Origin of the sequence: Pseudomonas sp. 58 R 12 (assembly GCF_900005865.1) — a bacterium.
Classification (GTDB): Bacteria; Pseudomonadota; Gammaproteobacteria; order Pseudomonadales; family Pseudomonadaceae; genus Aquipseudomonas; species Aquipseudomonas tritici.
In genome coordinates, this window is record NZ_CVTP01000019.1 from 87,468 (window position 1) to 112,557 (window position 25,090).

At 59.4% G+C, this 25,090-nt stretch carries 21 protein-coding genes; 9 read left to right on the forward strand and 12 right to left on the reverse strand.

Annotation, left to right across the window (positions count from 1 at the left end):
• Positions 1-226 precede the first annotated feature (226 nt).
• The 5 genes from BFP95_RS16070 (at position 227) to BFP95_RS16090 (ending at position 8,447) form a co-directional block, all read left to right on the forward strand.
• Positions 227-1,033 (forward strand): TatD family hydrolase, encoded by an 807-nt coding sequence (locus BFP95_RS16070; RefSeq protein ID WP_065872750.1) that lies wholly within the window; start codon positions 227-229, stop codon positions 1,031-1,033.
• A gap of 96 nt (positions 1,034-1,129) precedes the next feature.
• The gene (locus tag BFP95_RS16075; protein ID WP_065910403.1) at positions 1,130-2,611 is read left to right on the forward strand and encodes a methyl-accepting chemotaxis protein; all 1,482 of its coding nucleotides are present in this window, start codon (positions 1,130-1,132) and stop codon (positions 2,609-2,611) included.
• A 198-nt stretch (positions 2,612-2,809) separates the two neighbouring features.
• Positions 2,810-7,126, forward strand: a complete 4,317-nt coding sequence (locus BFP95_RS16080) for an RHS repeat-associated core domain-containing protein (protein WP_065910404.1) — start codon at positions 2,810-2,812, stop codon at positions 7,124-7,126.
• Positions 7,127-7,128: 2 nt separating this feature from the next.
• A complete protein-coding gene (locus tag BFP95_RS16085) occupies positions 7,129-7,536 on the forward strand; it encodes an Imm50 family immunity protein (protein ID WP_065874988.1) in 408 nt (135 codons plus the stop codon).
• A 548-nt stretch (positions 7,537-8,084) separates the two neighbouring features.
• Positions 8,085-8,447, forward strand: coding sequence for an Mpo1-like protein (locus tag BFP95_RS16090; RefSeq protein ID WP_065874987.1), 363 nt, complete (start codon positions 8,085-8,087; stop codon positions 8,445-8,447).
• Between the two features lie 2 nt (positions 8,448-8,449).
• On the opposite strand, the gene BFP95_RS16095 is transcribed toward BFP95_RS16090, so the two are convergent.
• From BFP95_RS16095 to BFP95_RS16105, 3 genes are all read right to left on the reverse strand, one after another.
• The gene (locus BFP95_RS16095; protein WP_065874986.1) at positions 8,450-9,247 is read right to left on the reverse strand and encodes an acyl-CoA thioesterase; all 798 of its coding nucleotides are present in this window, start codon (positions 9,245-9,247) and stop codon (positions 8,450-8,452) included.
• Between the two features lie 91 nt (positions 9,248-9,338).
• Positions 9,339-10,100: a CHAD domain-containing protein gene (locus BFP95_RS16100; RefSeq protein ID WP_065874985.1), complete on the reverse strand. Its 762-nt coding sequence runs from the start codon at positions 10,098-10,100 to the stop codon at positions 9,339-9,341.
• A gap of 83 nt (positions 10,101-10,183) precedes the next feature.
• The gene (locus BFP95_RS16105) at positions 10,184-10,462 is read right to left on the reverse strand and encodes a hypothetical protein (protein ID WP_012722962.1); all 279 of its coding nucleotides are present in this window, start codon (positions 10,460-10,462) and stop codon (positions 10,184-10,186) included.
• 228 nt (positions 10,463-10,690) lie between these two features.
• On the opposite strand from BFP95_RS16105, the gene BFP95_RS16110 reads away from it, so the two are divergent.
• The gene (locus tag BFP95_RS16110; protein WP_065874984.1) at positions 10,691-11,728 is read left to right on the forward strand and encodes a patatin-like phospholipase family protein; all 1,038 of its coding nucleotides are present in this window, start codon (positions 10,691-10,693) and stop codon (positions 11,726-11,728) included.
• 115 nt (positions 11,729-11,843) lie between these two features.
• Here the strand turns inward: BFP95_RS16110 and BFP95_RS16115 are convergent, their stop codons facing one another.
• The 6 genes from BFP95_RS16115 to kdpF form a co-directional block, all read right to left on the reverse strand.
• Entirely contained in the window at positions 11,844-12,533 is a 690-nt protein-coding gene (locus BFP95_RS16115; RefSeq protein ID WP_065910405.1) for a response regulator, read from the reverse strand.
• A gap of 37 nt (positions 12,534-12,570) precedes the next feature.
• A complete protein-coding gene (locus BFP95_RS16120) occupies positions 12,571-15,222 on the reverse strand; it encodes a sensor histidine kinase (RefSeq protein ID WP_065910406.1) in 2,652 nt (883 codons plus the stop codon).
• A gap of 145 nt (positions 15,223-15,367) precedes the next feature.
• Positions 15,368-15,913 carry a potassium-transporting ATPase subunit KdpC gene (gene kdpC, locus BFP95_RS16125; protein WP_065874981.1) on the reverse strand — a complete coding sequence of 182 codons (546 nt, stop codon included), beginning with the start codon at positions 15,911-15,913 and terminating at the stop codon, positions 15,368-15,370.
• A 100-nt stretch (positions 15,914-16,013) separates the two neighbouring features.
• Positions 16,014-18,065 (reverse strand): potassium-transporting ATPase subunit KdpB, encoded by a 2,052-nt coding sequence (kdpB, locus tag BFP95_RS16130; protein ID WP_371905663.1) that lies wholly within the window; start codon positions 18,063-18,065, stop codon positions 16,014-16,016.
• A gap of 17 nt (positions 18,066-18,082) precedes the next feature.
• Positions 18,083-19,777 (reverse strand): potassium-transporting ATPase subunit KdpA, encoded by a 1,695-nt coding sequence (kdpA, locus tag BFP95_RS16135; protein ID WP_065874979.1) that lies wholly within the window; start codon positions 19,775-19,777, stop codon positions 18,083-18,085.
• Between the two features lie 9 nt (positions 19,778-19,786).
• On the reverse strand, positions 19,787-19,876 hold the full coding sequence (gene kdpF / locus BFP95_RS16140) for a K(+)-transporting ATPase subunit F (RefSeq protein ID WP_003218754.1): 90 nt from the start codon (positions 19,874-19,876) through the stop codon (positions 19,787-19,789).
• 411 nt (positions 19,877-20,287) lie between these two features.
• On the opposite strand from kdpF, the gene eat reads away from it, so the two are divergent.
• Positions 20,288-21,652: an ethanolamine permease gene (gene eat, locus BFP95_RS16145; protein WP_049709334.1), complete on the forward strand. Its 1,365-nt coding sequence runs from the start codon at positions 20,288-20,290 to the stop codon at positions 21,650-21,652.
• Between the two features lie 111 nt (positions 21,653-21,763).
• Complete coding sequence (locus BFP95_RS16150; protein WP_065874977.1) at positions 21,764-21,931, forward strand: DUF2897 family protein; 168 nt, start codon at positions 21,764-21,766, stop codon at positions 21,929-21,931.
• A gap of 74 nt (positions 21,932-22,005) precedes the next feature.
• Here BFP95_RS16150 and BFP95_RS16155 read toward each other — a convergent pair whose 3' ends face one another.
• Together BFP95_RS16155 and BFP95_RS16160 are read right to left on the reverse strand one after the other, a co-directional pair.
• Positions 22,006-22,854, reverse strand: coding sequence for an urea carboxylase-associated family protein (locus BFP95_RS16155; protein WP_065910407.1), 849 nt, complete (start codon positions 22,852-22,854; stop codon positions 22,006-22,008).
• A gap of 15 nt (positions 22,855-22,869) precedes the next feature.
• Positions 22,870-23,514, reverse strand: a complete 645-nt coding sequence (locus tag BFP95_RS16160) for a GntR family transcriptional regulator (protein WP_065910408.1) — start codon at positions 23,512-23,514, stop codon at positions 22,870-22,872.
• A 131-nt stretch (positions 23,515-23,645) separates the two neighbouring features.
• Here BFP95_RS16160 and BFP95_RS16165 point away from each other — a divergent pair, with 131 nt between their 5' ends.
• Positions 23,646-24,224, forward strand: a complete 579-nt coding sequence (locus BFP95_RS16165) for a TetR/AcrR family transcriptional regulator (protein WP_065910409.1) — start codon at positions 23,646-23,648, stop codon at positions 24,222-24,224.
• Between the two features lie 18 nt (positions 24,225-24,242).
• On the opposite strand, the gene BFP95_RS16170 is transcribed toward BFP95_RS16165, so the two are convergent.
• Entirely contained in the window at positions 24,243-24,575 is a 333-nt protein-coding gene (locus BFP95_RS16170) for a ComEA family DNA-binding protein (protein WP_065910410.1), read from the reverse strand.
• Positions 24,576-25,090: the final 515 nt, after the last annotated feature.

Sequence of the window (25,090 nt, forward strand, 5' to 3'; positions counted from 1 at the left end):
GAAAAGAATACTGGCCAACATCCTCGCGAAAAACGAGGTGGTGGGGTCAGAAACAGAGCGCTATAAGCGCAGGCTTTGCGCGCAACGGTGACACAGGGCAAAGCTTTGGACACAACCCAATGTCACTGGCGACGTTCAAAGACAGCTATAACTCGTTGTAGTTCTTAGTTTTTCTTATAAATCTACAGCTCTGATATGCTTTCCGGCCGCAGGCGGAGATAGCACCATGCAACTCATTGATATCGGCGTCAACCTGACCAACCCCAGTTTCGACGAGAAGCACCAGGCCGTGCTCGAACGTGCCTATGCCGCCGGCGTGCAACAATTGGTGCTCACCGGCACCAGCGTCGAGGGCAGCGAACACGCCCTGGAGCTGTGCGTAAAACTCGATGAAAGCGGCCAGCGCCTGTTCAGCACCGCCGGTATTCACCCCCACTCTGCCAGTGACTGGAACAGCGACAGCGCCCAGCGCTTGCGTGAATTGCTCGGTGAAAGCCGCGTGCGTGCCGTGGGCGAATGCGGGCTGGATTTCAACCGCGACTTCTCGCCCCGCCCCCAGCAGGAAAAAGTATTGGAAGAACACCTGGCCCTGGCCGTCGAGCTGAAACTGCCAGTGTTCCTCCACGAGCGTGACGCCAACGTGCGCCTGCTGGAGATCCTCAAAGGCTACCGCGACCACCTCACCGCCGCCGTGGTGCATTGCTTTACCGGCGAACAGCAGGCGTTGTTCAGCTACCTCGACCTCGACTTGCACATTGGTATCACCGGCTGGATCTGCGACGAACGCCGTGGGACGCACCTGCATCCACTTGTCAGGGAAATTCCCCGAGGCCGTCTGATGCTGGAAAGCGACGCGCCCTACTTGCTGCCACGCACACTGCGCCCAAAACCGAAAAATGGTCGCAACGAGCCCGCGTATCTGCCGGAGGTACTGCGCGAAGTCGCCCTGCATCGCAACGAAAGCGTGGAAGACCTGGCCCAACACAGCACCGCCAGCGCACGCGCTTTTTTCGGCTTGCCCACCCTCGCTTAATGCGGCGCATTGACCCATGTCAAAACGGTTTTCCTGAGTAGCGGCACAATAATGGCACCTTGCCAATGCTGTTTCCGCTATCAGAGAAAACCTTCCATGGGTGCCTGGCTTAGCAATATCTCGCTGAAGTACAAATTTTGGGCCGTCAATGCGGTCGCCTTCATTACCACGCTGCTGCTGGTGCTCTACGCCGTGCAGCTTGAACAACAGGCCCGCAGCACGGCGTCACACGCCTCGGCGCAGGCGCAAGCGCGGTTACTCAGCGCCTGGCCGGCGGACAAAACGCCGCCCAACGGAGAGCTTTGGCTGACGTTCGCAGGTGGCCAAGTCCCCCAACTGGCCGATCAAGATCTGTCAGCCCTGAGAAACGCCAACGGCTGGGTCGAACTCAATCACATGCCCCTCTTTGGCGAAAACCCACTGATGGGTGCCGAAGTGATCGCCCGCCCCGACGGGCAACACGTCGCCGTGCTCGCCTACGCCCCCAGCTTGAGCCAGGTGTTCGCCGAACGCTTCGCCAACTACGCGGTGGCGGTATTGATCCTGATGCTGGCAATGCTCGGCGCCTCGCAATTGCTGATCCGCTTCCTGCTCAGCCAGCTCAACACTCTAAAAGACGTGATGCTGCACGTGGAAAAAACCGGCGACCTGTCCGCCCGCGTGCCCTTGGCGTGCAAGGATGAAGTTGGCCAGATGGCCAGCGCCTTCAACGCCATGCAGGCCGGTTACCAGCGCGTGGTCAACACCGTGGCGCGTACCGCCCGGCAACTGGACGAGGGTGCTGCGCGGCTGGCCAGCAGCATGAACGAGGTGCAGCGCGGCATGCTCGGCCAGCAAAGTGAAACCGACCAGGCCGCCACTGCCATTAACGAGATGACCGCCACCGTCCATCACATTGCCCAACATGCCGGCGCTACCCGGGATCTGTCGCAGACCGCCGACACCCTAGCCGGCAGCGGCCAGGAAGTGGTCACCCGCGTGCAACGCTCGATTGCAGGCCTCTCCACGGGGGTGCAACAGACTGCCGAAATGATCCAGAAACTCGCCGAGGACAGCCAGAAAATCAACGGCGTGGTCAGCGTGATCCATAGCATCGCCGAACAGACCAACCTACTCGCCCTCAACGCCGCCATCGAAGCCGCCCGCGCCGGGGAAATGGGCCGTGGCTTTGCCGTGGTTGCCGACGAAGTGCGCAACCTGGCCAAACGCGTGCAAAACTCCACCGACGAAATCACCCGCATGGTCTCGGCACTGCAAGACGGCACCCGCGACGCAGTGGACTTCATGCAGGAAAGCTCGTTCAAGGCCGACGACTGTGTACAGCAAGCCCAGGAAGCCGGCGCCGCACTCGCCGAAATCACCGGCGCCGTGGCGCAGATGCGCGAAAGCAACACCCAGATCGCCGCCGCCGCCGAACAGCAAAGCCACGTCGCCGAAGAGATGAACCGCGCGGTAGTGAGTATTCGAGACGTGACTGAGAACACCGTGCAGCAAACCGTGGACTCGGCGACTACCAGCAATGAATTGGCGACCTTGGCCGGGGAGCTGAGCAAAGCGATTGGGCAGTTGAAGCTGTAGGACTGTTCAGCCTGTAATCCCTTGCCTACAACGAAGCCTCGGTTTACCCGAGGTTTTGGTGAAACTTCCTAGCTATCCTGGCGAATAACGCCGACTTCTTTTCCCTACCAACCTCTCCAAAGTCTCTCGCCTGATCAATCAGCGCGAGGGACCGCCGATGTACTTCTCCGTTAACACCCTGACCCGTTGGACGGCCTCTTGATTCCGGTCATTGGCAAGTTTGTCCTGTCGCCGATGAATGCCAAAGCGCCCGACGTCGAAGGCGTCCTTCGTGACTTTCGGGATTGCCTGAACACTTTCGACGAATGGGCCGAGCGCTTCTGGAGTGGCTCTTCGCTGGAAGTCGAGCAGGTGTTCAAGGTGGGGGAAGAGGTTTCTCTCGTCGCTCCGGCGTCTTCCAAAAAACCCAATCGCACGGTGGCCGTCTGCAAAGCCCAGGGCGCGTTGACCTTGGTGCATATGTTCGAGAGCACACGCTTTGTGCCCATCGGCAATACGCCGGTGATGCTGCAAGCGATTGCCCCTGATGGCAGCCCGATGGGCGCGCCGATCCATCACACCATTGGCCCCAGCGGCATTCTTGAAATCAAGGATTGCACCCGCGACCAGCACTACCAGATCACTTTTTATCCCAACGTTTCCAAGGATCACGTCAAGGCGCTGTATGCGTCTTATCAGTCGGTGATCGCGGGGTTGGAAGGTCGTCTGCGTGATGAATGGAAAACCACCTTCAAGCCGCAATGGCGCCGCTTTGCCAATACCGCGCCGCTCGAGCGCAGCGCGATGCAGGCCGTGGCGTTTTCAACAGGGATTGGTAAAGCGCTCTATAACCTCTGGGACAATTTCACACAGCTTTACGAGCTATTGGCGGACCTCAAGGCCAACAGCGAGAAGTTGTTGCAGTACATCACCCAAGCCGAGCTGGATGAATTGCTGAAACTGGGCAAAGACGCCATTGCCCACGGGCTGCTGGTGCTTAGCGATGAGCCGCTGTTGTTCATCTATTTGTCAGCGATGGTGGCCTGGATACGCATGCTCCCGCCGCCGCAGATGTACGAACTGCTGGGCGAGATTACCGGCGAGGTGCTGATCAATCTGTTTTTGATCTGGGCGACGCGGGGGATGGGGGTGCAGATACGCCTGGGTGCGCAGGTGCTGGGGCATATCAAGTCCGGGCGGGTGCGTAAGTGGCTGGAGATGCTGGCCGATCAGCTTGCCGAACCGCGCTTGGAGCAGCATGTTGAAGCGGCCAAGCCGTTGTTGGTGGGTAGCCCGGCGACGCCGATCCGGACGATTCCGGATGTGCCGTTGAAGGCTGGGAATCAGGTGGTTTCCAACCCGGTGCCGGTGATTCGGGACAAGGCCCAGCGGACGGTGTTGGTGCGACAGGAACCTATCGACGATGCCCCTGCGGTTGCGAAAAACCCAGCTGGCGATGCGACGGCCTCTTCGGATAAGACCGCTACCAATGGCTGCCCGGTATCGATGGTTACCGGGGAGGAACTGCTGACACTGACCGATGGTGCGCTCGATGGGATTTTGCCGTTTGAGTGGACACGGTTTTACCGCACCAGTGCGGTGGAAGTGGATTGCGGGCTGGGGTTTGGCTGGAGTCACTCGCTGGCGCATCGGCTCGCGGTTTCTGGTGATTCGGTGGTGTGGTCAGACCATGAGAATCGCTCCACCACCCTGCCCTTGCCATCTGCTTCTCGGCCCGCGATCACCAACAGCCTTGCCGAAGCGGCGATCTACTTGGGGGCGTTGCCTGATGAGCTGGTGCTGGCTCAGGCGTCGCGTTTCTACCACTTTCGCGACGGTGTGCTGACAGCGATCAGCGATGCGTATGACAACCGGTTGCGCATTTTCCGTAACTACCTGGGGCAGATCGAGCGGCTGGACAACGGTGTGGGACGCTCGCTGTTTTTGCGCTACGCGTCGGGCCGCATTGTTGCGGTGGATTACCAGGTTGAGCGGGCTGTGGATGAAGGCCCATTTGTCTGGGTGACGGAGCAGAACGTTGTTTCCTACGCCTATGACGCTGCTGGTCGGTTGGTTTCAGCGACTAACGCTGTAGGCGAAAGTGAGGTTTATCGGTACGACGATCAGCACGTCATTCTTGAGCGCGGACTGGCCGGTGGGGCGAGTTTCTTTTGGGAATGGGAACGGTCTGGCAAGGCGGCGCGGTGTGTCCGGCATTGGGCGAGCTTTTCGCAGATGGACACGCGGTATGTGTGGGATGACAACGGGCAGGTCACGGTTTTTAACGCCGATGGCAGCCAGGAAGTCTACGTGCATGACCAGCGGGCGCGGCTGGTGCAGCGGGTGGATCCGGATGGTGCTGAGCATTTCAAATCCTACGATAACAAAGGCCGGCTGACGGTTGAGCAGGATCCGCTGGGGGCGGTGACGGCGTATCAGTATGACGAAGCTGGGCGATTGGTGGCGTTGTTTCCGGGGGATGATGAGCCGACTTCCTACGAGCATGAGAATGGGTTCGTACGGGTTGTGCGGCGTGGTGAAGCGGTTTGGAAGTATGAGCGTAATGACCAAGGCGACGTTACGCGCAGGACCGATCCTGACGGCAACGCTACTGACTACAGCTACAACAAATATGGGCAGCTGGTTGGGGTTTGGTATCCGGATCACAGCTGTCAGAAGCTGGTTTGGAATGAACGTGGGCAGTTGCTTGAAGAGCAGTTGCCGAATGGCGGGATCAAGCGCTATCGCTATGACGATCTGGGGCGGCAGGTTGCGCGTGAGGATGAACATGGCGCGCTGACTCAGTATCAGTGGGATGCAGCAGGCCGCTTGCTGAAAGTGACTCAGCCTGACGGCGCAACGCGGGAATACAGCTACAACCCCTACGGAAAAATCACCTCCGACCGCGATGAACTGGGAAATATCACCCGCTACGAATACGCCGACGGCCTGCACCTGATCAGTCGCCGCATCAACGCCGATGGCACCCAGGTCAAATACCGTTACGACAACGTGCGGTTGTTGCTGACCGAAATCGAAAACGAAGTCGGCGAAACTTACCGGCTCCAGTACCACAGCAATGGCCTGATCCAACAGGAAACCGGGTTTGACGGCCAGCGCACCGCTTACGTTTATGACCTGAACGGCAACCTGCAAGAAAAGACCGAACACGGCGACGACGGCAGTCAGCTAGTCACGCGCTACGAGCGCGATCACGCCGGACGACTCGTAAGAAAAACCCTACCCGACGGCAACATCGTCGATTACGCCTACGACCGCCAAGGCAACCTCCTCAGCGTCGACGACGGCCACTGGGCGCTGGCCTACGAATACGATCCCCAGAACCGCCTCACCGCCGAGCACCAGGGCTGGGGCACTCTGCGTTATGGCTACGACGCCTGCGGCCAACTTAAAAACCTACGTTTGCCGGACAACAATCGCCTGGTGTTCAATCACAGCAAAGGCGGTCAACTCGAGAAAGTAGAGCTCAATGGCCGCACGCTCACCGCCCACCGATTTGATACGGGTCGAGAACACCAAAGAGGCCAAGGAAGTCTACTCAGCAGCTACCAATACGACGAACAAGGACGCTTGTTCAACCATGGCCTATGCGACGTCGAAGGTGCGATATATCAGCGCCAATACCACTACGACAAATCCGGCAACCTCACCCGCCTCATCGACACCCGCAAAGGCGAAAGCCATTACCACTACGACCCGCTAAGCCGCCTCACCCGCGTCCACCACTCCCAAGGCGAACAGGAACGTTTCGGCCCAAAAGAAACAAAGCCCTACTACTACCAACTCGACCACCTTGGCACACCACAAGAACTCACCGCCCCTAACGGTGAAGTCGTCTGGTCCGCCCATTACCGCGCCTACGGCGAAATCACCCGCCTCGACGCCAATAAAATCGACAACCCGCTGCGCTTCCAGGGCCAATACTTCGACCCGGAAAGCAGACTGCACTACAACCGCCATCGCTACTACAATCCGGATATTGGTCGTTACCTGACACCGGATCCGGTGAAGCTCGCGGGTGGGATCAATGCCTACCAGTACGTACCAAATCCTACTGGGTGGGTGGATCCGCTAGGGCTGAGCGCCAACTGCCCGCCGAAAGGGAAATACCCGTCAGCCTGTAAAACATGGAATGAACCAGAAGCACCCGATATTTCACGCAAAGGCGCTTTCAGAGGAGCGAAAAGAGATGCCGGTATACCAATGAGCCAGAGCCCGGACATGGTAGTAGACCCAGACACAGGAAAGACCAAACAATACGCTATTGAAAAAATGACGGACAAAAATGAAAAAAGAATACTGGATGACAACGGTATGCCCATCGACACAAGGGTATATCAATTTACAAGATCAAATGGTTCAAAAATCCTTATTCAAGACCACTCAGCGGGCCATAAATTCGGTAGAGTAGATAGCATTGGAGATCACTCTTCGCACTTCAATTTGCGGCCAATCGACAAGCCTCGAAAAGGTTATATCGAAGGAGCAAAAAAACATTATCCATTCAGGAAATAAGCATGAAATACTGGAATGACTTAGATGGAAGCATATTTTTTAACAAACTTTTTAGCTCCTCTATTGAAATTGGAAAAATAGCTCTTTTTTCTATAAGGATAGAAAATGACCAACCTTGTATTGGCATGGGTTTCGACATACCCGAGTTTCCAGATAACTTACCAGAAAAATGGAAGAATAAAGGGTATAACATGTGTAGATTAGGTCTAACTTTTTATGAAATCAAAGACTTAAAAATTTCAAATATTCCTGCACATGAGGTATTTACCGTAAACATCAACAAAGATAGTGACTATTTCACATTTGAAGCCGTCAGCAACAACGCTTCCATAAAGTTCAATGCAAAATTCATTTCACTTAAAGATCCTAATGTTTATATTAACGGACCGGACGACTACTACTTCAAATAGTTCGAGTGTTTTAACTCGCAAACACACATCCAAACGGTACCAGAGTATTGAGTCACCTTGAAAAGGAAATAGGCCAAGCTTTAAAAAGCTGCATATCCGCTCTAGAAACTGCAATCGAGCGAACTTGCCACTTTCATCCACGCTCTGACGAGAAAGTTTTTCAAATCAGAAAGCGATATACTCGACCCGGTCAAACTGTTCGAAAAAAGCACCGAGCACAACCCGACTTCTGGAAAGAAATACAGCATCGCATCATTAAAAAAAACTGATTCTATTAGTGCTCGACTCAACGTACAGCGCTTGGACGGTCAGCAATTCCCAAGACATTGCAGACATCCTAGGTGAATCGATCGGATACCCATTTTGGGTGGCCGATATCGAACTCACTTTTCTGGTGCACTTGGATGACCATGACTGCGTAATTTGGGCATAAAGTGGCTTGCGGCAATTGCGCTCTATGACCCCCATAGTTAGCCCCAATTCGCCGCCCCAGCCGCTCCCACCTAAACTCTGCCCAGGCTATTTCAACGGACAGAGGATTCACCATCATGGGCAAACGTCACCCCAATCTCCCCGCCTGGCAATGGCGCAGCTACCCGCAAAACCATCAGCACCCGACCAACCTGGCGTTGCACCTGATTGCCGTGCCGCTGTTTATCGTCGGGTTCCTGTTGATCGTATCCGGGGTATTCAGCCTGAGCCTGGCCAGTTTTGCCGTCGGCGTTGTCGGCATCCTGGCCGGCTTGGCGCTACAGCGCCATGGCCATAGCCTGGAAGCCCAGGCCAGTGAGCCGTTCAGTGATCGTAAAGACGCAGTACAACGCCTGGTGGTTGAGCAGTTCGTGACCTTTCCGCGTTTTGTATTGAGCGGTAGCTGGTGGCGCGCTTGGCAGCAGCGCCACAGGCATTGAGGTCAGGCGAAGACCACCACGGTCTGGCGGCTGATGGCGATCAATTCGCCGGTCGGGCTCCATAACGCGGCAGCGGCATGGCCGTAGCCGTCGCGGGCGTGTTCGATGGTGACGTGGTACTGGCACCAGTCGAGGGTGCTCAGAGTCTGCAGGGGTTGGATGAACTCGATGGTCCAGGTCAGGGTGCTGCCCGGCGCTGGCTTTTTCAGGTGCGGCAGCAAGGCCGGCGGCCAGGCGTCGACCAGGGCGAGGATATGCGCCTCGGTCAGTGGCTCTTCTTTCACATCCCCGCGTAAACGCACCCAACCGCCCATGTCGCGGGATTTGTTGCCGGTAAACGGCAAGCCGCCCACACTCCAGCGCATCGCCAGGTGGCGCATGAATTCAGGGGTAACGCCCTTGATATAGGGCAGTTCCTGACACTCGTCCCAGTGTTTGAACACGGGCGGCGCTTCACTCTCGACAGCAATTTCCGACTCACGGGAGGCGCCGAAACTGGCTTGTACCAGTGTCGCCACTTCACCGTTCTGCACTACGCGGCCGAGCAACTGGCTGACGGCCTTGCCTTCGCGCAACACTTCGACTTGATAACTGGCAGAAACGTCCGGCGCGACCGGGCCAACAAAGGTGATTGCCAGTGATCGTAAAGGCCGATCAGCTGGCACCTGGGCGCGCAGGGCTTCGTATTGCAATGCGGCGACCAGCCCACCAAACGTTGCGCGGCCCTGGGCCCATTCGGCGGGGATGGTCACATCCAGCGGGTTGCTTCGTGCGGCGTCGAGCAAATCACTAAAGCGCATGGCGCGTCTCACATCAGAAGGAACAGATGGGTGATCTTAATCATCGGCCCCATGAGGTGCAGCGCCTATTCCGGCCAAAAGCCGGACCGGCTCAGAAACAATCGGCGCTGAGTTTGTCCAGCACGCGATCGGCCTGCCCTTCCGCCTTGGCCATGGTGCGATGCCATACCGCAACACAAGGTTGCAGGTCTGCCTGGTGCTCGGCCTGGGCCAACCACTGCCAGCAGTCATGCCAATCCCCGAGGGTAGCCTGGGCTTTTTTCAGGCGTGACATGGCGTTGGCAGGCAACTTGTCCAGCTCGGGATACGCTTCCGCCGCGTAGCGCACGCGCTTGATCAGCAACCGCAGGCGGTGGCGATCATGGTCGGGGTCTTTCAAGGCTTCACCGAGTTTCTGCCATTGCTTGGCCAGACGCTTCTCGATACGTGGGCGCAGGCCTTTGAGCAGTTTCTGGTGTTCAGAGGCACGAATAAAACGCGGGAAGGCGTCGAGTATCCGCAGCAAATGGGCAACTTCCGGGCTTTGTGCCACCTGGCGATAGGCATCGGGTTGCAGGCGTAGGCGCCGGTCAGCGGCCTCGTGATGGCCATGCTGATGCAAATACGCCGCCAGCACCTCACGGTCGCGTAGCGGCGTTGTCATCTGGCCCACACTGCTGGCGGCCGATTCAAGCTGTTCAACCCCTGGCAACCCACGCAGGGGGCGCAACAGGCTGCGCAGTCGGCGCACGGTGGTGCGCAGGTCATGCAAGGCTTCATCGTCGGTGACGGCGGCGAGGCGAGCCTGGCAGCTCAGTAACCCTACTTCCAGGCCAATGACCTGAGCGACTAACTGATCGACCAAAGCTGACATCCCTTCCTCCCCCTGACGACGAAAATTCCCAGGTAACTCATGGCCGCCGACGCAGCCTCGTTGCACTCGACAGCTGCTACGCGTCAACGCCCGGCGCGAGACTCACGAATATAGAACCGCGCTTTCTCGGCTTTATTGGAGCAGCCTTCAAAGGCTTCAAATTGTTGCTGGGTTTTGGCGCCGGTCAACAAAGACAAGGCCTTGGAGTAGCTCACCGTGCCGGCAAAACCTTCAGCCTTGGCCAGGTCAAGTTCTTTCCAGGCGGCGTCCAATTGCGAGCCACAGCTGTCGCGGTACGCGGTTTTACCGGCACAACCGGCCAGGGCCAACACGATCACAGGCACACACATCCAGGCTTTCATCGATGACACCTCAAAATAAAGAAAAAACAGTCGTACGTTGTAGACGTTGCCTACATGGAAAAGTGCCTAATCCTTAGCCTGAAATCGATAGTACCTATATACCCCAACATCCCAGAGCATACCCGAGCGCCGCGAGTATTCAGGAAAAATATTACATGCCTTGCGAAGATTGAAGCCGCCACCTCAATGGGTGCATTGTGGGCACCTGCATTGGGAAGGACCTGGACCATGAAAAAACGTGTTGCCTTGGTGCTGGGCTCCGGCGGAGCTCGGGGCTACGCCCATATCGGGGTTATCGAGGAAATCGAACGGCGCGGCTACGACATCGCCTGTGTCGCCGGGTGTTCCATGGGGGCCGTGGTCGGCGGGATCTACGCCGCCGGCAAGCTGGAGGAGTATCGAAACTGGATTGAAAGCCTCGACTATCTCGACGTGCTGCGCCTGGTCGACGTGAGTTTTCGCCTGGGGGCGATTCGCGGCGAGAAGGTCTTCGGGCAGATCCGCAAGATCGTCGGTGAGATCAATATCGAAGAACTGCGAATCCCCTACACCGCCGTCGCCACCGACCTGACCAACCAACAGGAAATCTGGTTCCAGGAAGGCTGCCTGCACCAGGCCATGCGCGCTTCAGCGGCGATTCCCAGCCTGTTCACCCCGGTGATGCAAGGCAACCGCATGCTGGTGGACGGCGGCCTGCTCAACCCGCTGCCCATCGTGCCGGTGGTGTCGAGTCATTGTGACTTGATCATCGCGGTCAACCTCAACGCCACCAACCAGAAGCAGTACCGATTGCCGGTGATCCAACGCCCGCCAGCCTTCAAGAGTCGCTTCAACAACCTGGCGAAATCACTCGGTTCGCACCTGCCGTTTCGCCGCAAGCAGGCCGAACAATTGCTGAAGCTGGAGCAAGAGGCACTGGAGGCGCAAGCGGCAGAGATCAATCCGTGGCTGGACTCGGCCGAGCCGGAATCCCAACAACCCGCCGCCGCACCGGAAAAACCCGGTGCACCGAGGTCAGCGACCGGCTCGTTCATCATCGATAACGTCGGCCCGGCGTCGCTGCTCGACTTGATCAACCAGAGCTTCGAAGTGATGCAAACCTCGCTGGCGCAGTACAAGATTGCCGGCTACCCGCCGGATGTGCTGATCAACGTGCCGAAGCGGGTGTGCCGGTTTTTCGAGTTCTACAAAGCGCCGGAGTTGATTGCGCTGGGAAGGGAAATTGCCAGTGATACGTTGGATCGGTATGAGAGTGAGCAGAGTTGAGGGTTAAGGTGCTGCTGATGACGCCATCGCAGGCAAGCCAGCTCCCACCTTTGGAATGCACGCCCCTGTGGGAGCCGGGCTTGTCCGCGACGGCCTCGGAGCCGACGCCAAACATCTAGGCACTCAACAACCGATACCCCACCCCCGCCTCGGTCACGATAAACCTCGGCTGAGTCGGATCATCCGCCAGCTTCTGCCGCAGATGCCCCACCACAATACGCAGATAGTGGCTGTCCTCGGTGTGAGTCGGCCCCCAGATGTCCTTGAGCAATTGCTGCTGGGTAATCACCCGCCCCGGGTGCCGGGCGAGCTGCGCGAGCACGGCGTACTCCTTGCGCGTCAGCGCCACTTCGGCGCCGTCCAGCAGCACGCGACGATAGGCCAGGTCCACCGTCAATGGGCCAAACCGCAAGGCCGCCTCCTGGGATTCACCCGCAGGCGCCTGGCGCAGCAGCGCACGTACCCGAGCGAGAAACTCCTGAATGCCGAAGGGTTTGGTCACATAGTCATTGGCGCCACCGTCAAGCGCCTCGACTTTTTGCCCTTCACTGGCCCGCACCGACAGCACCAACACCGGCACCGTCGACCACTCACGGAATTCGCGCAGCACCTGCTGGCCGTCCATGTCCGGCAAGCCAAGGTCGAGCACCAGCAAATCCGGCTTGCTCAGTGCCGCCTGGGCCAGGCCTTCGCTGCCGGTGCCGGCCTCAATCACTTTGTAGCCCTGGGAGGCCAGGCTGATGCGCAGGAATTTGCGGATCTGCGGTTCGTCATCAATGACCAAAATCGTCGCGGTCTGGCTCATGGTGTCCAATCAAAATCCGTGAAGAAAACAGGGTAGCTCATGCCTCGCGCTCCAGGCCAGGCTGAGTCGGCAAGGGCAGGAACAAGGTGATGCAGGTGCCGCGCCCGTCAATGCCGTCGGCTACGCTGATATGCCCGCCGTGGGCACCGACCATGCCCTGGCAGATTGCCAGGCCCAAGCCTGTGCCCTGCCCGCCCCGATCACCGCGTGCGGCGGTATAGAACATGTCGAAAATCTTTGCGCGCTCGTCTTCGGGAATACCTGGGCCTTCATCGGCGACGGCAAAAAACAGCTGGTTATCCAGCACGCCTGCACTCAGTTGCAAGCGCCCTTGAGACGGTGAAAAACGCGCGGCGTTTTCCAGCACATTGACCAGCGCTTGTTCGATCAGCGCAGCATGCACATACAACAATGGCAACTCAGGCGGCACGTCGGTACTCACCTGCAACGGCGCCAGCACCGCACGCAAACGGCCGAGGGCGCTGCCGACGATATCACCGGGCGACACCCAATCCCGCGCCAGTTTCAACGCGCCGTGGCCGAGGCGCGTCATGTCGAGCAAGTTCTGGATATAGCGGTCGAGACGCTCGGCCTCATCGCGGGTGCCTTCAAGCAACTCGCGGCGATCTTCCAGCGGGATGGCCTCACCCAGCGCCAACAGGCTGTCGATGCTGCCGCGCATGGAGGTCAGCGGCGTGCGCAAATCGTGAGACACCGAGGCCAGCAAGGCGCTGCGCAGTTGCTCGGTCTCACCGTGCAACCGTGCGGACTCCAGCTCCTGGGCCAGTTGCGCCCGCGCCAGCGCCTGGGCCAATGGCTGGCTCAGGGCAGTCAGCAAGCGACGGCGTTGGCCGCTCAGCTCCTGGCCGGGTTTTGGACTGACGCCCAGCAAACCCAACGGGCCCTCTTCGCCCGACAACGGCCACCACCACCAACGCCCGAACGGCAAGGTGCCGGTGCCCATGCCCGCCGGCTGGTCATGCTGCCAGGCCCAATCAGCAGCGGCGCGCTCGGCTTCGCTAAGCGTCAGCGGGCCGCCGGTCTCAATCGCCCAACCGCCCTGGCCATCGCGATTGACCAGGCACAGGTCCAGGTCACTCCAGCCTTCCAGGTGATGCGCCGCGGCGCTGATCACCGCTTGGCGATCGGTGGCTGCAGTCAGTTTGCGTGACAGGTCGAGCAGTTCGCTGGTTTCTTCCTGAGTGTCGCGCAACGCCTGCAACTGACGGCGTTGACGCGCGGCCAGGTTGCCAGTCAGCGCCGCCATTAACAGGAAGAACAACAGGGTCAGCACGTCCTCTTCGCGCTGGATGGCGAAGGAAAAATTCGGTGGGATAAACAGGAAGTCGTAGGTCATGAACGACAACGCCGCACACACCAGCGACGGCCCCAGGCTGCTGCGCACGGCCACCAGCAATACCGCCGCCAGGAACACCAGCGAGATATTCGGCAGCGGCAAGACACTGGACACCGCCCAAGCCAATACCGCAGCAACCACCGTCGCCACGACCGCAAGCGCATAGTCGAACCACACCAGCCCGCGCACGTCCGGCAAGCGTGACGGTGCGGGGATGTCATCGCTGTCGAGGACGTTGATTTCCAAGCCACGGGCATTCCGCAGCAACCGCGCAGCCAGGCCGCCACCGAACAACCGACGCCGCCAACGCATCCGCGACTGCCCCACCAACACCAGGCTGGCGCGGCGTTCGGCGGCATGCTGGATCAGCGTCTTGGCCACCTCGCCGGCTCGCAGCAACACCACTTCACCGCCCAGGCGTTCGGCCAGTTGCTGGGCATTTTGCAGGCGTAATCGAAACTGCTCGTCCCGCGCGCGGCCGTTGTCGATGTGCACCAGGCTCCACGGCAAATGCCGGCGTTGGGCAACACGGCTGGCATGGCGCACCAGGCGTTCGGCCTGTGCATCGCCGTCCACGCCGACCAACAAACGCCCACGCACTGCCGGCGCGGCCTGGCCAAGTTGGCGGTAGCCTTGGGCCAAATCATCGTCGACATGGGCGGCGGCGGTTTGCATCGCCAACTCGCGCAAGGCCATGAGGTTCGTCTGGGTGAAGAACGCATCGATGGCCGCGCGGGCTTGCTCCGGCACATAAACCTTGCCGTCGCGCAGGCGCTCCAGCAACTCGCGAGAGGGCAGATCGATCAGCAGCAGTTCGTCGGCCTCTTGCAGCACCCAGTCCGGCAGGGTTTCACGCACCTGCACGCCGGTGATGCCGCGCACCTGGTCGTTGAGGCTTTCCAGGTGCTGGACATTGACCGTGGTAAACACATTGATGCCAGCGGCGAGCAGTTCCTGGATGTCTTGCCAGCGCTTTTCATGGCGACTGCCGGGGGCGTTGCTGTGGGCCAGCTCGTCCACCAGCACCAGCTTGGGCTTGGCGGCGAGCAGGCCGTCGAGGTCCATTTCTTCAAGCATCACGCCGCGATATTCGGTGCGCAGCAACGGTTGCTGCGGCAGGCCGCTGAGCAAGGCTTCGGTCTCGGCGCGACCATGGGTCTCGACCACGCCGGCGATCAACTTCACGCCCTGGCGCAATTGGGTGTGGGCGGCCTGGAGCATGGCGTAGGTCTTGCCCACGCCGGGCGCGGCGCCAAGGAAGACTTTGAGCCGGCCACGGCCGTTGCGGGGCAGATCGGCTAGCAGGGCATCGGCGCGGCCGGAGTCGCTCATGCTTGGGGGTTCCTTCAGGTATTCAAGTATTCAGGCCCACTGAAGATCCAATGTGTGTGCGGGCGTGCTCGCGAAAGCGGTGTATCAGCCAATGTATCTGTTACTGATAGATCGCTTTCGCGAGCAAGCCCGCTCCCACAGGGGGTTACAGTTTTTCCAGAGCCATGTTCAGCGCCAGCACATTCACCACCGGCGGCCCTACCAACGGGCTTTCGATGTGCTCATCGAGCAACCGCTGCAAGGTCGACACCGGCACACTCCGCGCCGCCGCCACCCGCGCCAGTTGATAGGCAATCGCCTCCGGTGGCAAGTGTGGATCAAGACCGCTGCCGGAGGTAGTCAGCGACGCCAAAGGCACCGGCCCTTGGCTGGGCACGAGCTGTTTATTCGCATCATCAAAGATGCGCGTCGCCAGCGCCGGGTTGCTTGGGCCAAGGTTGCTGGCGCTGCTGGAAACCGTCGCGAAAGCGCCGGCCGAGGGGCGCGGATGGAACCAGCTGTCACCGGTAAAGTCCTGGGCGATCAGGCTGGAGCCGCGCACTTTGCCGCTGGCGTCGCGCACCAGGCTGCCATTGGCCTGGTCCGGGAAAGCGACTTGGGCGACGCCGGTCACTACCAATGGGTAGGCGACGCCGGTGATCAGGGTCATGAGCACCAGCAGGCTCAGGGCCGGGCGGACAATGTTGGACATTTTGGATTCCTCAATTTGTGGGACGCTCTGCCGTGTTGCAATGGGGCTGCTTCGCAGCCCGACGCGGGGCAAGCCCGCTCACTACAAAGAGCAGGTTCGGTTACACCAGGTGCAACGCAGTCAGCAGCATGTCGATCGCCTTGATGCCCACGAACGGCACCAGCAGCCCGCCCAGCCCGTAGATCAGCAGGTTGCGCCGCAGCAACGCCGCCGCACTCGCCGCCTGCACGCGCACACCGCGCAGCGCCAGCGGGATCAGCACCACAATGATCAGTGCGTTGAACACGATGGCCGAGAGGATCGCGCTCTGCGGGCTCTGCAAGTGCATCACATTGAGCACGCCGAGTTGCGGGTAGATCGAAGCGAACAGCGCCGGCAAAATTGCGAAGTACTTGGCCACGTCGTTGGCGATGGAAAAGGTGGTCAGCGCACCGCGCGTCACCAGCAATTCCTTGCCGATCTGCACCACGTCCAGCAACTTGGTGGGGTCGCTGTCGAGGTCGACCATGTTGGCGGCTTCGCGGGCGGCCTGGGTGCCATCGTTCATCGCCATGCCGACGTCCGCCTGGGCCAGCGCCGGGGCGTCGTTGGCGCCGTCGCCGCACATCGCCACCAGGCGACCGTCGTTCTGCTCATGACGAATACGGGCGAGTTTTTTCTCCGGCGTGGCTTCCGCCAACACGTCGTCCACGCCCGCTTCGGCAGCAATCGCAGCGGCGGTCAGCGGGTTGTCGCCCGTCACCATCACGGTCCGAATGCCCAGTTTGCGCAACTCAGCGAAACGCTCGCGGATGCCGGGCTTGACCACGTCCTTCAGGTGAATCGCACCGAGCAACTTGCCATCGGCACACACCAGCAACGGCGTGCCACCGCTCTGGGCGATTTTGTCGATTTCCCGCGACAATGCTGGTTGCAGGTCGCTGCGTTGCTGACCGATAAACGCCAGCAGCGAATCCACGGCACCTTTGCGGAACACACGGCCCTGATAATCGACACCGGACAACCGGGTTTCAGCACTGAACGGCACGGCCGTCAGCTCATCCGCGGTCGGCTCGGCTTGCGGGTGCAAGGCGCGCAGGTATTCAACGATGGATTTACCTTCCGCGGTGTCATCCGCCAGGGAGGCAAACAACGCGCCTTCGGCCACGTCCTTGCCGCTGACGCCAGGCGCCGCGACCACCGCCGCACACCGCCGGTTACCAAAGGTGATGGTGCCAGTCTTGTCGAGCAGCAATACGTGCACGTCCCCCGCCGCTTCCACGGCGCGGCCGGACTTGGCGATCACATTGAGGCGCACCAGGCGGTCCATACCGGCGATACCGATGGCTGACAACAAGCCGCCAATGGTCGTAGGAATCAGCGTCACCAGCAGTGCGACCAGGAAAACCAACGGCAAGCTGCCATTGGCGAAGTGGGCGAACGGTTGCAGGGTCACCACCACCAACAGGAAGATCAGCGTCAGGCCGATCAGCAGGATATCCAGCGCGACTTCGTTGGGGGTTTTCTGGCGTTTGGCGCCTTCAACCAGGGCGATCATGCGGTCCAGGGTCGACTCGCCGGGGTTGGCAGTGATGCGGATCAGCAGCCAGTCCGATACCAGACGGGTGTTGCCGGTGACGGCAGAACGGTCGCCACCGGACTCGCGGATCACGGGGGCGGATTCGCCAGTGATCGCCGCTTCGTTAACCGCCGCGATGCCTTCGACGACTTCGCCGTCACCAGGGATCATTTCCCCAGCGGTAACGCGCACCACATCACCTTTGCGCAGGCTGGTGGCCGGCACCACTTTGAAGCTGCCATCGGCCTCTTTGCGGCGTGCGCTCAAGCCTTCGCTGCCCGCCTTGAGGCTGTCGGCGCGGGCCTTGCCACGTCCTTCGGCCAACGCTTCGGCGAAGTTGGCGAACAGCACGGTGAACCACAGCCACACGGCGATTTGCACGGCGACGTAGGTCGGCACGGTCGTGTCCGGCACAAAGCACAGTACGGTGGTGAGGATGGCGGTCAGCTCGACCACCAGCATCACCGGCGAACGTTGCAGTTGGCGCGGGTCCAGCTTCACGAACGCCTGGACCAGCGCCGGGCGCCACAGGACGGAGATGGCAGTTTTGGCGGGCTCTTGGGTTTGCACCGGAGCCGCATTTTTTACAGGCATATTCATTTTCATATCCCTCAGAAGCCCATGCTCAAGTGTTCAGCAATTGGGCCCAGTGCCAGCGTCGGCAGGAAGGTCAGGCCGCCCACCAGCAAAATGGTCACGGTCAACAGGGTCACGAACAGCGGGCCATGGGTAGGGAAGCTGTTCTGGCCAATCGGTGCGGCCTTCTTCATCGCCAGGCTGCCGGCCAGGGCCAGTACCGGAAGGATGTAGCCGAAGCGACCGATCAACATGCCCAGGCCGAGCATCAGGTTGTGGAACGGCGTGTTGGCACTGAAGCCGCCGAACGCCGAGCCGTTGTTGGCACTGGCCGAGGTGTAGGCGTAGAGCAACTGGCTGAAGCCGTGCGGACCTGGGTTGCTGATGGCACCGGCCGGGCCAGGCAGGCTCGCGGCAATGGCGCCGAGCACGAGTACGCCAACCGGCATGACCAGCAGGGTCACCACCAGCAATTGCACTTCCTTGGCCTGCAGCTTCTTGCCGAGGTATTCCGGGGTGCGGCCGATCATCAGGCCGGCGAGGAACACCGCGATCAACACGTTGAGCAACATGCCGTACATCCCGGCGCCGACGCCGCCGAAGATCACTTCGCCGACCATCATGTTGACCAGCGCCACCATGCCGCTGAGGGGACTGAGGCTGTCCTGCATGCCGTTGACCGAACCGTTGGACGCTGCGGTGGTGGTCACCGACCACAGCACCGTGCCAGTGGTGCCGAAGCGCGCTTCCTTACCTTCCAGCGGCGCGGTCTGCTCCACGGCCGGGTTGTTCAGGGTCGGGTTGGGCTGGTATTCGGACCACAAAGAGGTCGCGCCGCCGATCAGGAACAGCGCCAGCATGCAGCCGAGAATCGCACGGCTCTGACGCAGGTCTTTGACGTAGTGGCCGAAGGTGAACACCAGCGCCACCGGGATCAGGATGATCGATGCCACTTCGAACAGGTTGGCCCAGGCAGTCGGGTCTTCGAACGGGTGCGCCGAGTTGACACCAAAAAAGCCACCGCCGTTGGTGCCCAACTGCTTGATCGCAATCTGGCTGGCTGCCGGGCCCAGGGGGATCACTTGATCCACGCCTTGCATCGTCACGGCATCAACGTAGTGAGCGAAGGTTTGCGGAACGCCCTGCCACACCAGGAACAACGCCAGCACCAGGCACAACGGCAGCAGGCCGTAGAGGGTGGCGCGGGTCATGTCGACCCAGAAGTTGCCCAAAGTCTGCGCCGATTTGCGACCAATCCCACGGCAAAGCGCGACCAGGACTGCCAGGCCAGTGGCAGCACTGACGAAGTTCTGCACGGTGAGGCCGGCCATTTGGCTGAGGTAGCTTAAAGACGCCTCACCGCTGTAGGACTGCCAGTTGGTGTTGGTCATGAAACTGACCGCAGTGTTGAAGGCCAGCGTCCATTCCTGACCCGGCAATTTCTGCGGGTTCAGTGGGAGATAGTCCTGGAACACCAGGATCGCGAACAACAGCAAGAAACCCGCGAGGTTGAACGCGAGCAAGGCCAGCATGTATTTCTGCCAGCTTTGTTCCTGCTGCTCGTCCACGCCCGACAGGCGATAACAGGCTTTTTCCACAGGCCACAGAACCGGGCTCAGCCAGGTGCGCTGCCCTTCCATCACCTTGTAATAGAACCGCCCCAGGAACGGGGCCGGCACCAGCACCACGGCAAAAAAGGCAATGATCAGCCAATAGTCATAACTGTGCATGGCCAGCTCCTAGTTCCGATCCGCGCGTAACAGCGCAACCAGCAGATAAATGAACAGCGCCACGGCCAATAGCAGTGACACCCCGTCCAGAACGCTCATGGAAGTCTCTCCGTTTAGCGGCGAGTGCCGCGTGTGGGTCAATTGTCGGCAGGAGTGGTGTAAAGGAACGAGAGCGAGGTGGCGGGCGGGGCGTAAAGATGGCGTAAAGAGTGGGTTTATGCGGGGTTTACAGGGGGATTTGCTGTGGATGGGAAGGCCTCATCGCGGGCAAGCCCGGCTCCCACACTCGACCGCGTTTCAGCAGGAAATACGCGCTCCAATGTGGGAGCGGGCTTGCCCGCGAAGACGCCAGCTCAGTCAACACAGCACTTATCTGGTGCAACGCAGGGCAAATTCAAACGCCAAACCGTTCCCGTGGCGACAGTTGCACGGCTTTACGACAATGATTCTCAGCCTGGCATGCACGCTGCAACACCTTGAATCATTCCAAACCGTTCAGGGAGCAGCACAATGAACACACAACTCAAACCCACCTTGGGCACCCTGCACTTGTGGGGTATCGCCGTCGGCCTGGTGATTTCCGGTGAATACTTCGGCTGGAGCTATGGCTGGGGCGTCGCCGGGACCTTGGGCTTTTTGGTGACCTCGTTGATGGTCGCCGCCATGTACACCTGCTTCATCTTCAGTTTCACCGAGCTGACGACCGCGATTCCTCACGCGGGTGGGCCGTTTGCCTACAGCCGTCGTGCCTTTGGTGAGAAAGGCGGCTTGATCGCGGGGCTCGCGACCTTGATCGAGTTCGTCTTCGCGCCGCCTGCGATCGCCTTGGCCATCGGCGCTTATCTGAACGTTCAATTCCCGGCACTGGACCCAAAACACGCGGCCGTCGGCGCGTACATCGTGTTCATGGGCCTGAACATCCTTGGTGTGAAACTCGCCGCCACCTTCGAATTAGTCGTGTGCGTACTCGCCGTCGCCGAGTTGCTGGTGTTTATGGGTGTCGTAGCGCCCGCCTTCAGCTTCAGCAACTTCGCCCTGAACGGCTGGGCCGGTTCCGACACCTTTGGCGCCCCGGCAATTGCCGGCATGTTTGCCGCGATTCCGTTTGCTATCTGGTTCTTCCTCGCCATCGAAGGCGCGGCCATGGCCGCCGAAGAAGCGAAAGATCCGAAGCGCACCATTCCAAAAGCCTACATCAGCGGCATCCTGACCCTGGTGATCCTGGCCATGGGTGTGATGTTCTTTGCCGGCGGCGTGGGCGACTGGCGCACCCTCTCCAATATCAACGACCCATTGCCACAAGCCATGAAAACCGTGGTCGGCGACAGCTCCGGCTGGCTGCACATGCTGGTGTGGATCGGCTTGTTCGGCCTGGTGGCGAGTTTCCACGGCATTATCCTGGGCTACTCGCGTCAGTTCTTCGCCCTGGCCCGCGCCGGATACCTGCCGTCTTTCCTCGCAAAACTGTCGCGCTTTCAGACACCGCACCGGGCAATCATCGCCGGCGGCGTGGTCGGTATCGCCGCGATCTACAGCGACGGCCTGATCAACCTGGGCGGCATGACACTGACCGCAGCGATGATCACCATGGCCGTATTTGGCGCCATTGTGATGTACATCATGAGCATGCTCAGCCTGTTCAAACTGCGCAAGACCGAACCGTTGCTGGAGCGCACCTTCCGCGCACCGGGCTACCCCATCGTGCCGGGCATTGCGCTGGTGCTGGCGGTGGTGTGCCTGGTGGCCATGGCCTGGTTCAACACGCTGATCGGGCTGATCTTCCTGGGCTTTATGGCCGTCGGATTCGTTTACTTCCAAATGACCGCGCAAGACCGCGCGGATGCACCCGCGGATGCGATGTTGACCGGACTCTGAGGTTAACGAGGCGGAACAGGCCTACACTGAACTCCTGAGAAAGCCTGTTACTCAAAGCAGTTATTCCCGTGGGAAAATTCTCCCACGGTGATCTGCCTCAAGGAGAGCCTTATGCCGTGGTATGCGTGGTTGATTATGGTGGTCGCGATCGGGTCGATCGTCGGTGGGCTGATGATGCTGCGAGACAGCGCCAACAAGGTGGAACTCACCGACGAACAACGTAAGCGCGTGGCCGACCGCAACGCCCAGGCGGATGCGAAGGACGCGCAGGATCGCTGACTTGGCTGCCCTGACACACACCTGTGGCGAGGGTGCTCGCTCCCGTTGGGCTGCGAAGCAGCCCCTCTAAAGCGTTACTCCCAATCCGCCTTGGCAATATGCAACCCGTGCTGCCCCTTATAGGCAGCACGCTCAGGCTGGCTCCAGCCGCTCAGCAATTCATCTTCCAACTTATAAATTTCAACCCCCAACGGACGGCATACCGTCAGAGGGTCCTGTGCATCCGGCCCCCACATCGGCAGCGATAAATCCCCGCCCGGGCACGTCGACAGCGCACACAGCAAATCAATCTCTGCAAAAAACTCCAGGTAATCGCCCTTCTGCGCCGGGCAAGCCTTCATGAAATACATGTCGTCATGATTCAGGCCCGTGCACTGGAAAATGTTCAGTACGTCATGCACGTCGAATTCCGTCAGACCGTGGGGTAACACCGCGCGAGTCAGGTTCGAATGGCAATGGTGATGGAAGTCCTCGCCGGTGAGCATCCGATTCACATACGGATCGCAACGCGTGCCGAGCAAATCATGCAAGCGCCCGCCGTGCTCATCGATCCCGTAGCCCGCCAGGCTGTCATCGGTGATCGTCACCAGAGGCCTTAGAAATGGCAGGTTCGACCACAACCGGTCATGAGTGCTCACATGCGCGCCCTGCAACTGACGCGTGCGCGCTGCCCACAGGCGTTCGCGAGGGTCGTTGGCGTTCCACACATTGAAGTCACCCACCTGTGGACCGACCGGCGTGGTCACACGAAACACATGCCCAGCCGGCACCTTCCACGCCCTGCCCGTGCGGATTGGCACCTCGAACTGCTCGATCAAAGTACGTTGCTGTTTTTGGTCACGGATGCGCTCGTAAAACGCCGTGTCGACCTGCAGCGCCGAACCTTTGCTGACCTGATAAGCGGCCGGATAGTCTTTGTACATGATGCAGATCCTCGATCAGGGGTGGTGAAACAAGGCCAGGGAAAGGCGTTCCGAATCATCCAGGTAGAGGCTCATCGCCTCCCCTGCCGCCGGTTTATCCTGTTGGGCCAGTAATGTGTAAATCTCACGATCACGCTCTAGCCACGGCGACTGGAAGCGCTGCTCATCAGGCGCGGCGCAAAACACCAAACGCAGTTGCGCGATGACCTGAGCACAAAACTCATCGAACAAGGGGCTGCGCATCAACCCGACAATCTGCTGGTGAAACACCAGGCTGTGGGTGGCAACCGCACGCCAGTCTTCGCGCTCACGGGCCAGGGTGGTGGCGTCGATAGCGTTTTGCATGCGTTCGGATTGGGCCTCTGTCAGCGGACCGCTCTGGGCGATGGCCTGCAACTCCAGGGTGCGGCGGACTACAAACAAATCACGCACCTCATCACGTTCCAGCCGCCGGACCATGACGCCCTTGTTACGCACGTAGCGGGTCAGGCCTTCCTGGCCTAGACGGTGCAGTGCTTCGCGGATGGTGTTACGTGAGGCGTTGTAGGCTTTCACCAGGTCCATCTCGACCAACGGCATCCCCGGTAAAAGCCGCCCGCCGATGATGTCGGCGCGAAGCTCCAGGGCAATCTGGTCGGCTAAAGACAAGCTGGCTGTCATGACTGCCTCACGATTGTTGAACAATCTCATGCGTAGAGGTAACCACTTTTCATGCCAACGTCCAAGACAGAGGACATACATGTAAATCGATACACATGGTTAGAATGCCAACCTGTAACCGAGGCCTTCCTATGCGTTATTCATCCGACCACAAAGCCCAGACCCACCAACGCATCATCAAGGAAGCCTCCGTGCGTTTTCGCCGCGACGGTATCGGCGCCACCGGCCTGCAGCCGTTGATGAAAGCGCTGAACCTGACCCATGGCGGCTTCTACGCACACTTCAAGTCCAAGGACGAGCTGGTGGAAAAGGCCCTGCAAGTCGCAGCAGCAGAGCTGGACGCGCATTGCGAGATGTTGTTCAGCCAGAACCGGCCGCTGGAAGCGTTTATCGACAGCTACCTGTCGGAATGGCACCTGACCTCCCCGGATCAGGGATGCCCGCTGCCAACCATGTCCTCCGAACTCGGGTTAAGAGGCCAGCACAGTGCAACAACGGACACAGTGCTCGGCGCACGACTCAAACAGATTGAAACGGCGCTGGGGAATGAACAGGGTGATGCACAAAGCCTGGTGATGATGTCGACACTGGTGGGAGCGTTGGTGCTGGCCCGGAGCGTCGAGGACAAAGCACTGGCGATGCGCATATTGGATGTCGTGCGAGAAAATTTGAAAACCCAGGTTTCAGAAGATGAAAAAGCCGGTCAATGACCGGCCTCCCCTGCTGACTTAGTTGATCACCAGCCTGTCGCGATTCTTCTCCAACAACGCCTTGCCGATCCCCTTCACCTCCAACAACTCATCCACCGCCGTGAACGGACCATTGCTTTCGCGGTAAGCAATGATCGCCTTGGCTTTGGAGGCACCGATGCCGAAGAGGTCACGGCGCAGGGTTTCGGCGTCGGCGGCGTTGAGGTTGACCTTGGCGGATTGCTCGGCTTTGGGCATCTGGGCGGTGATGGGGGTTAGGGCTTCCGGTTTGATGGAGGGGGCTGCGGTGGTGGTGACGGACAAGGTGGTGAGGAAGGTAAAGATTAGGGCGGTGAGGTAGGTGTTTTGCATTTGACGCTCCATGACATTGGTAAGAGAAAAGCAGCTTTTCCGAAGCTGCTTTTCTAAGTTAGGTGATGTTGGCAGGCAGTCAAAAAAGACTCGGTTACAAGGTATGTAGCACCCCGAGGTAGACGCTCGATCACTGAATTTCCAACAAGAGCGAATGCATCAAAGGTTGAGCGATACGAACAGCACCGAGCAGACCGTTCAGTGAAAAAATGGTCTCGAGTCATGGTATGAGTTAAAATTTGTCAGGCTCCCGATGTGGGTTAAGCTATGGGCCTTCGGCTCAACGCAAAGCCGATTGACACATAATTTATGATTTCAAATTTGGCTGAACCGCTTTTGGTAACAGCCGGAACAACTCGACACCCAAACCGAGGCCGTTTTTACGATGGGGCTAGAAAAACACAGCCAATATGCAAAAAACGCTATCACGACGCTGTGGTGCCCCGCGGCAGTGAACATCCTGAAATAATTGAGTTATAAATCATCGTTATTCAGCCGAATATCTCTCGGCGAAA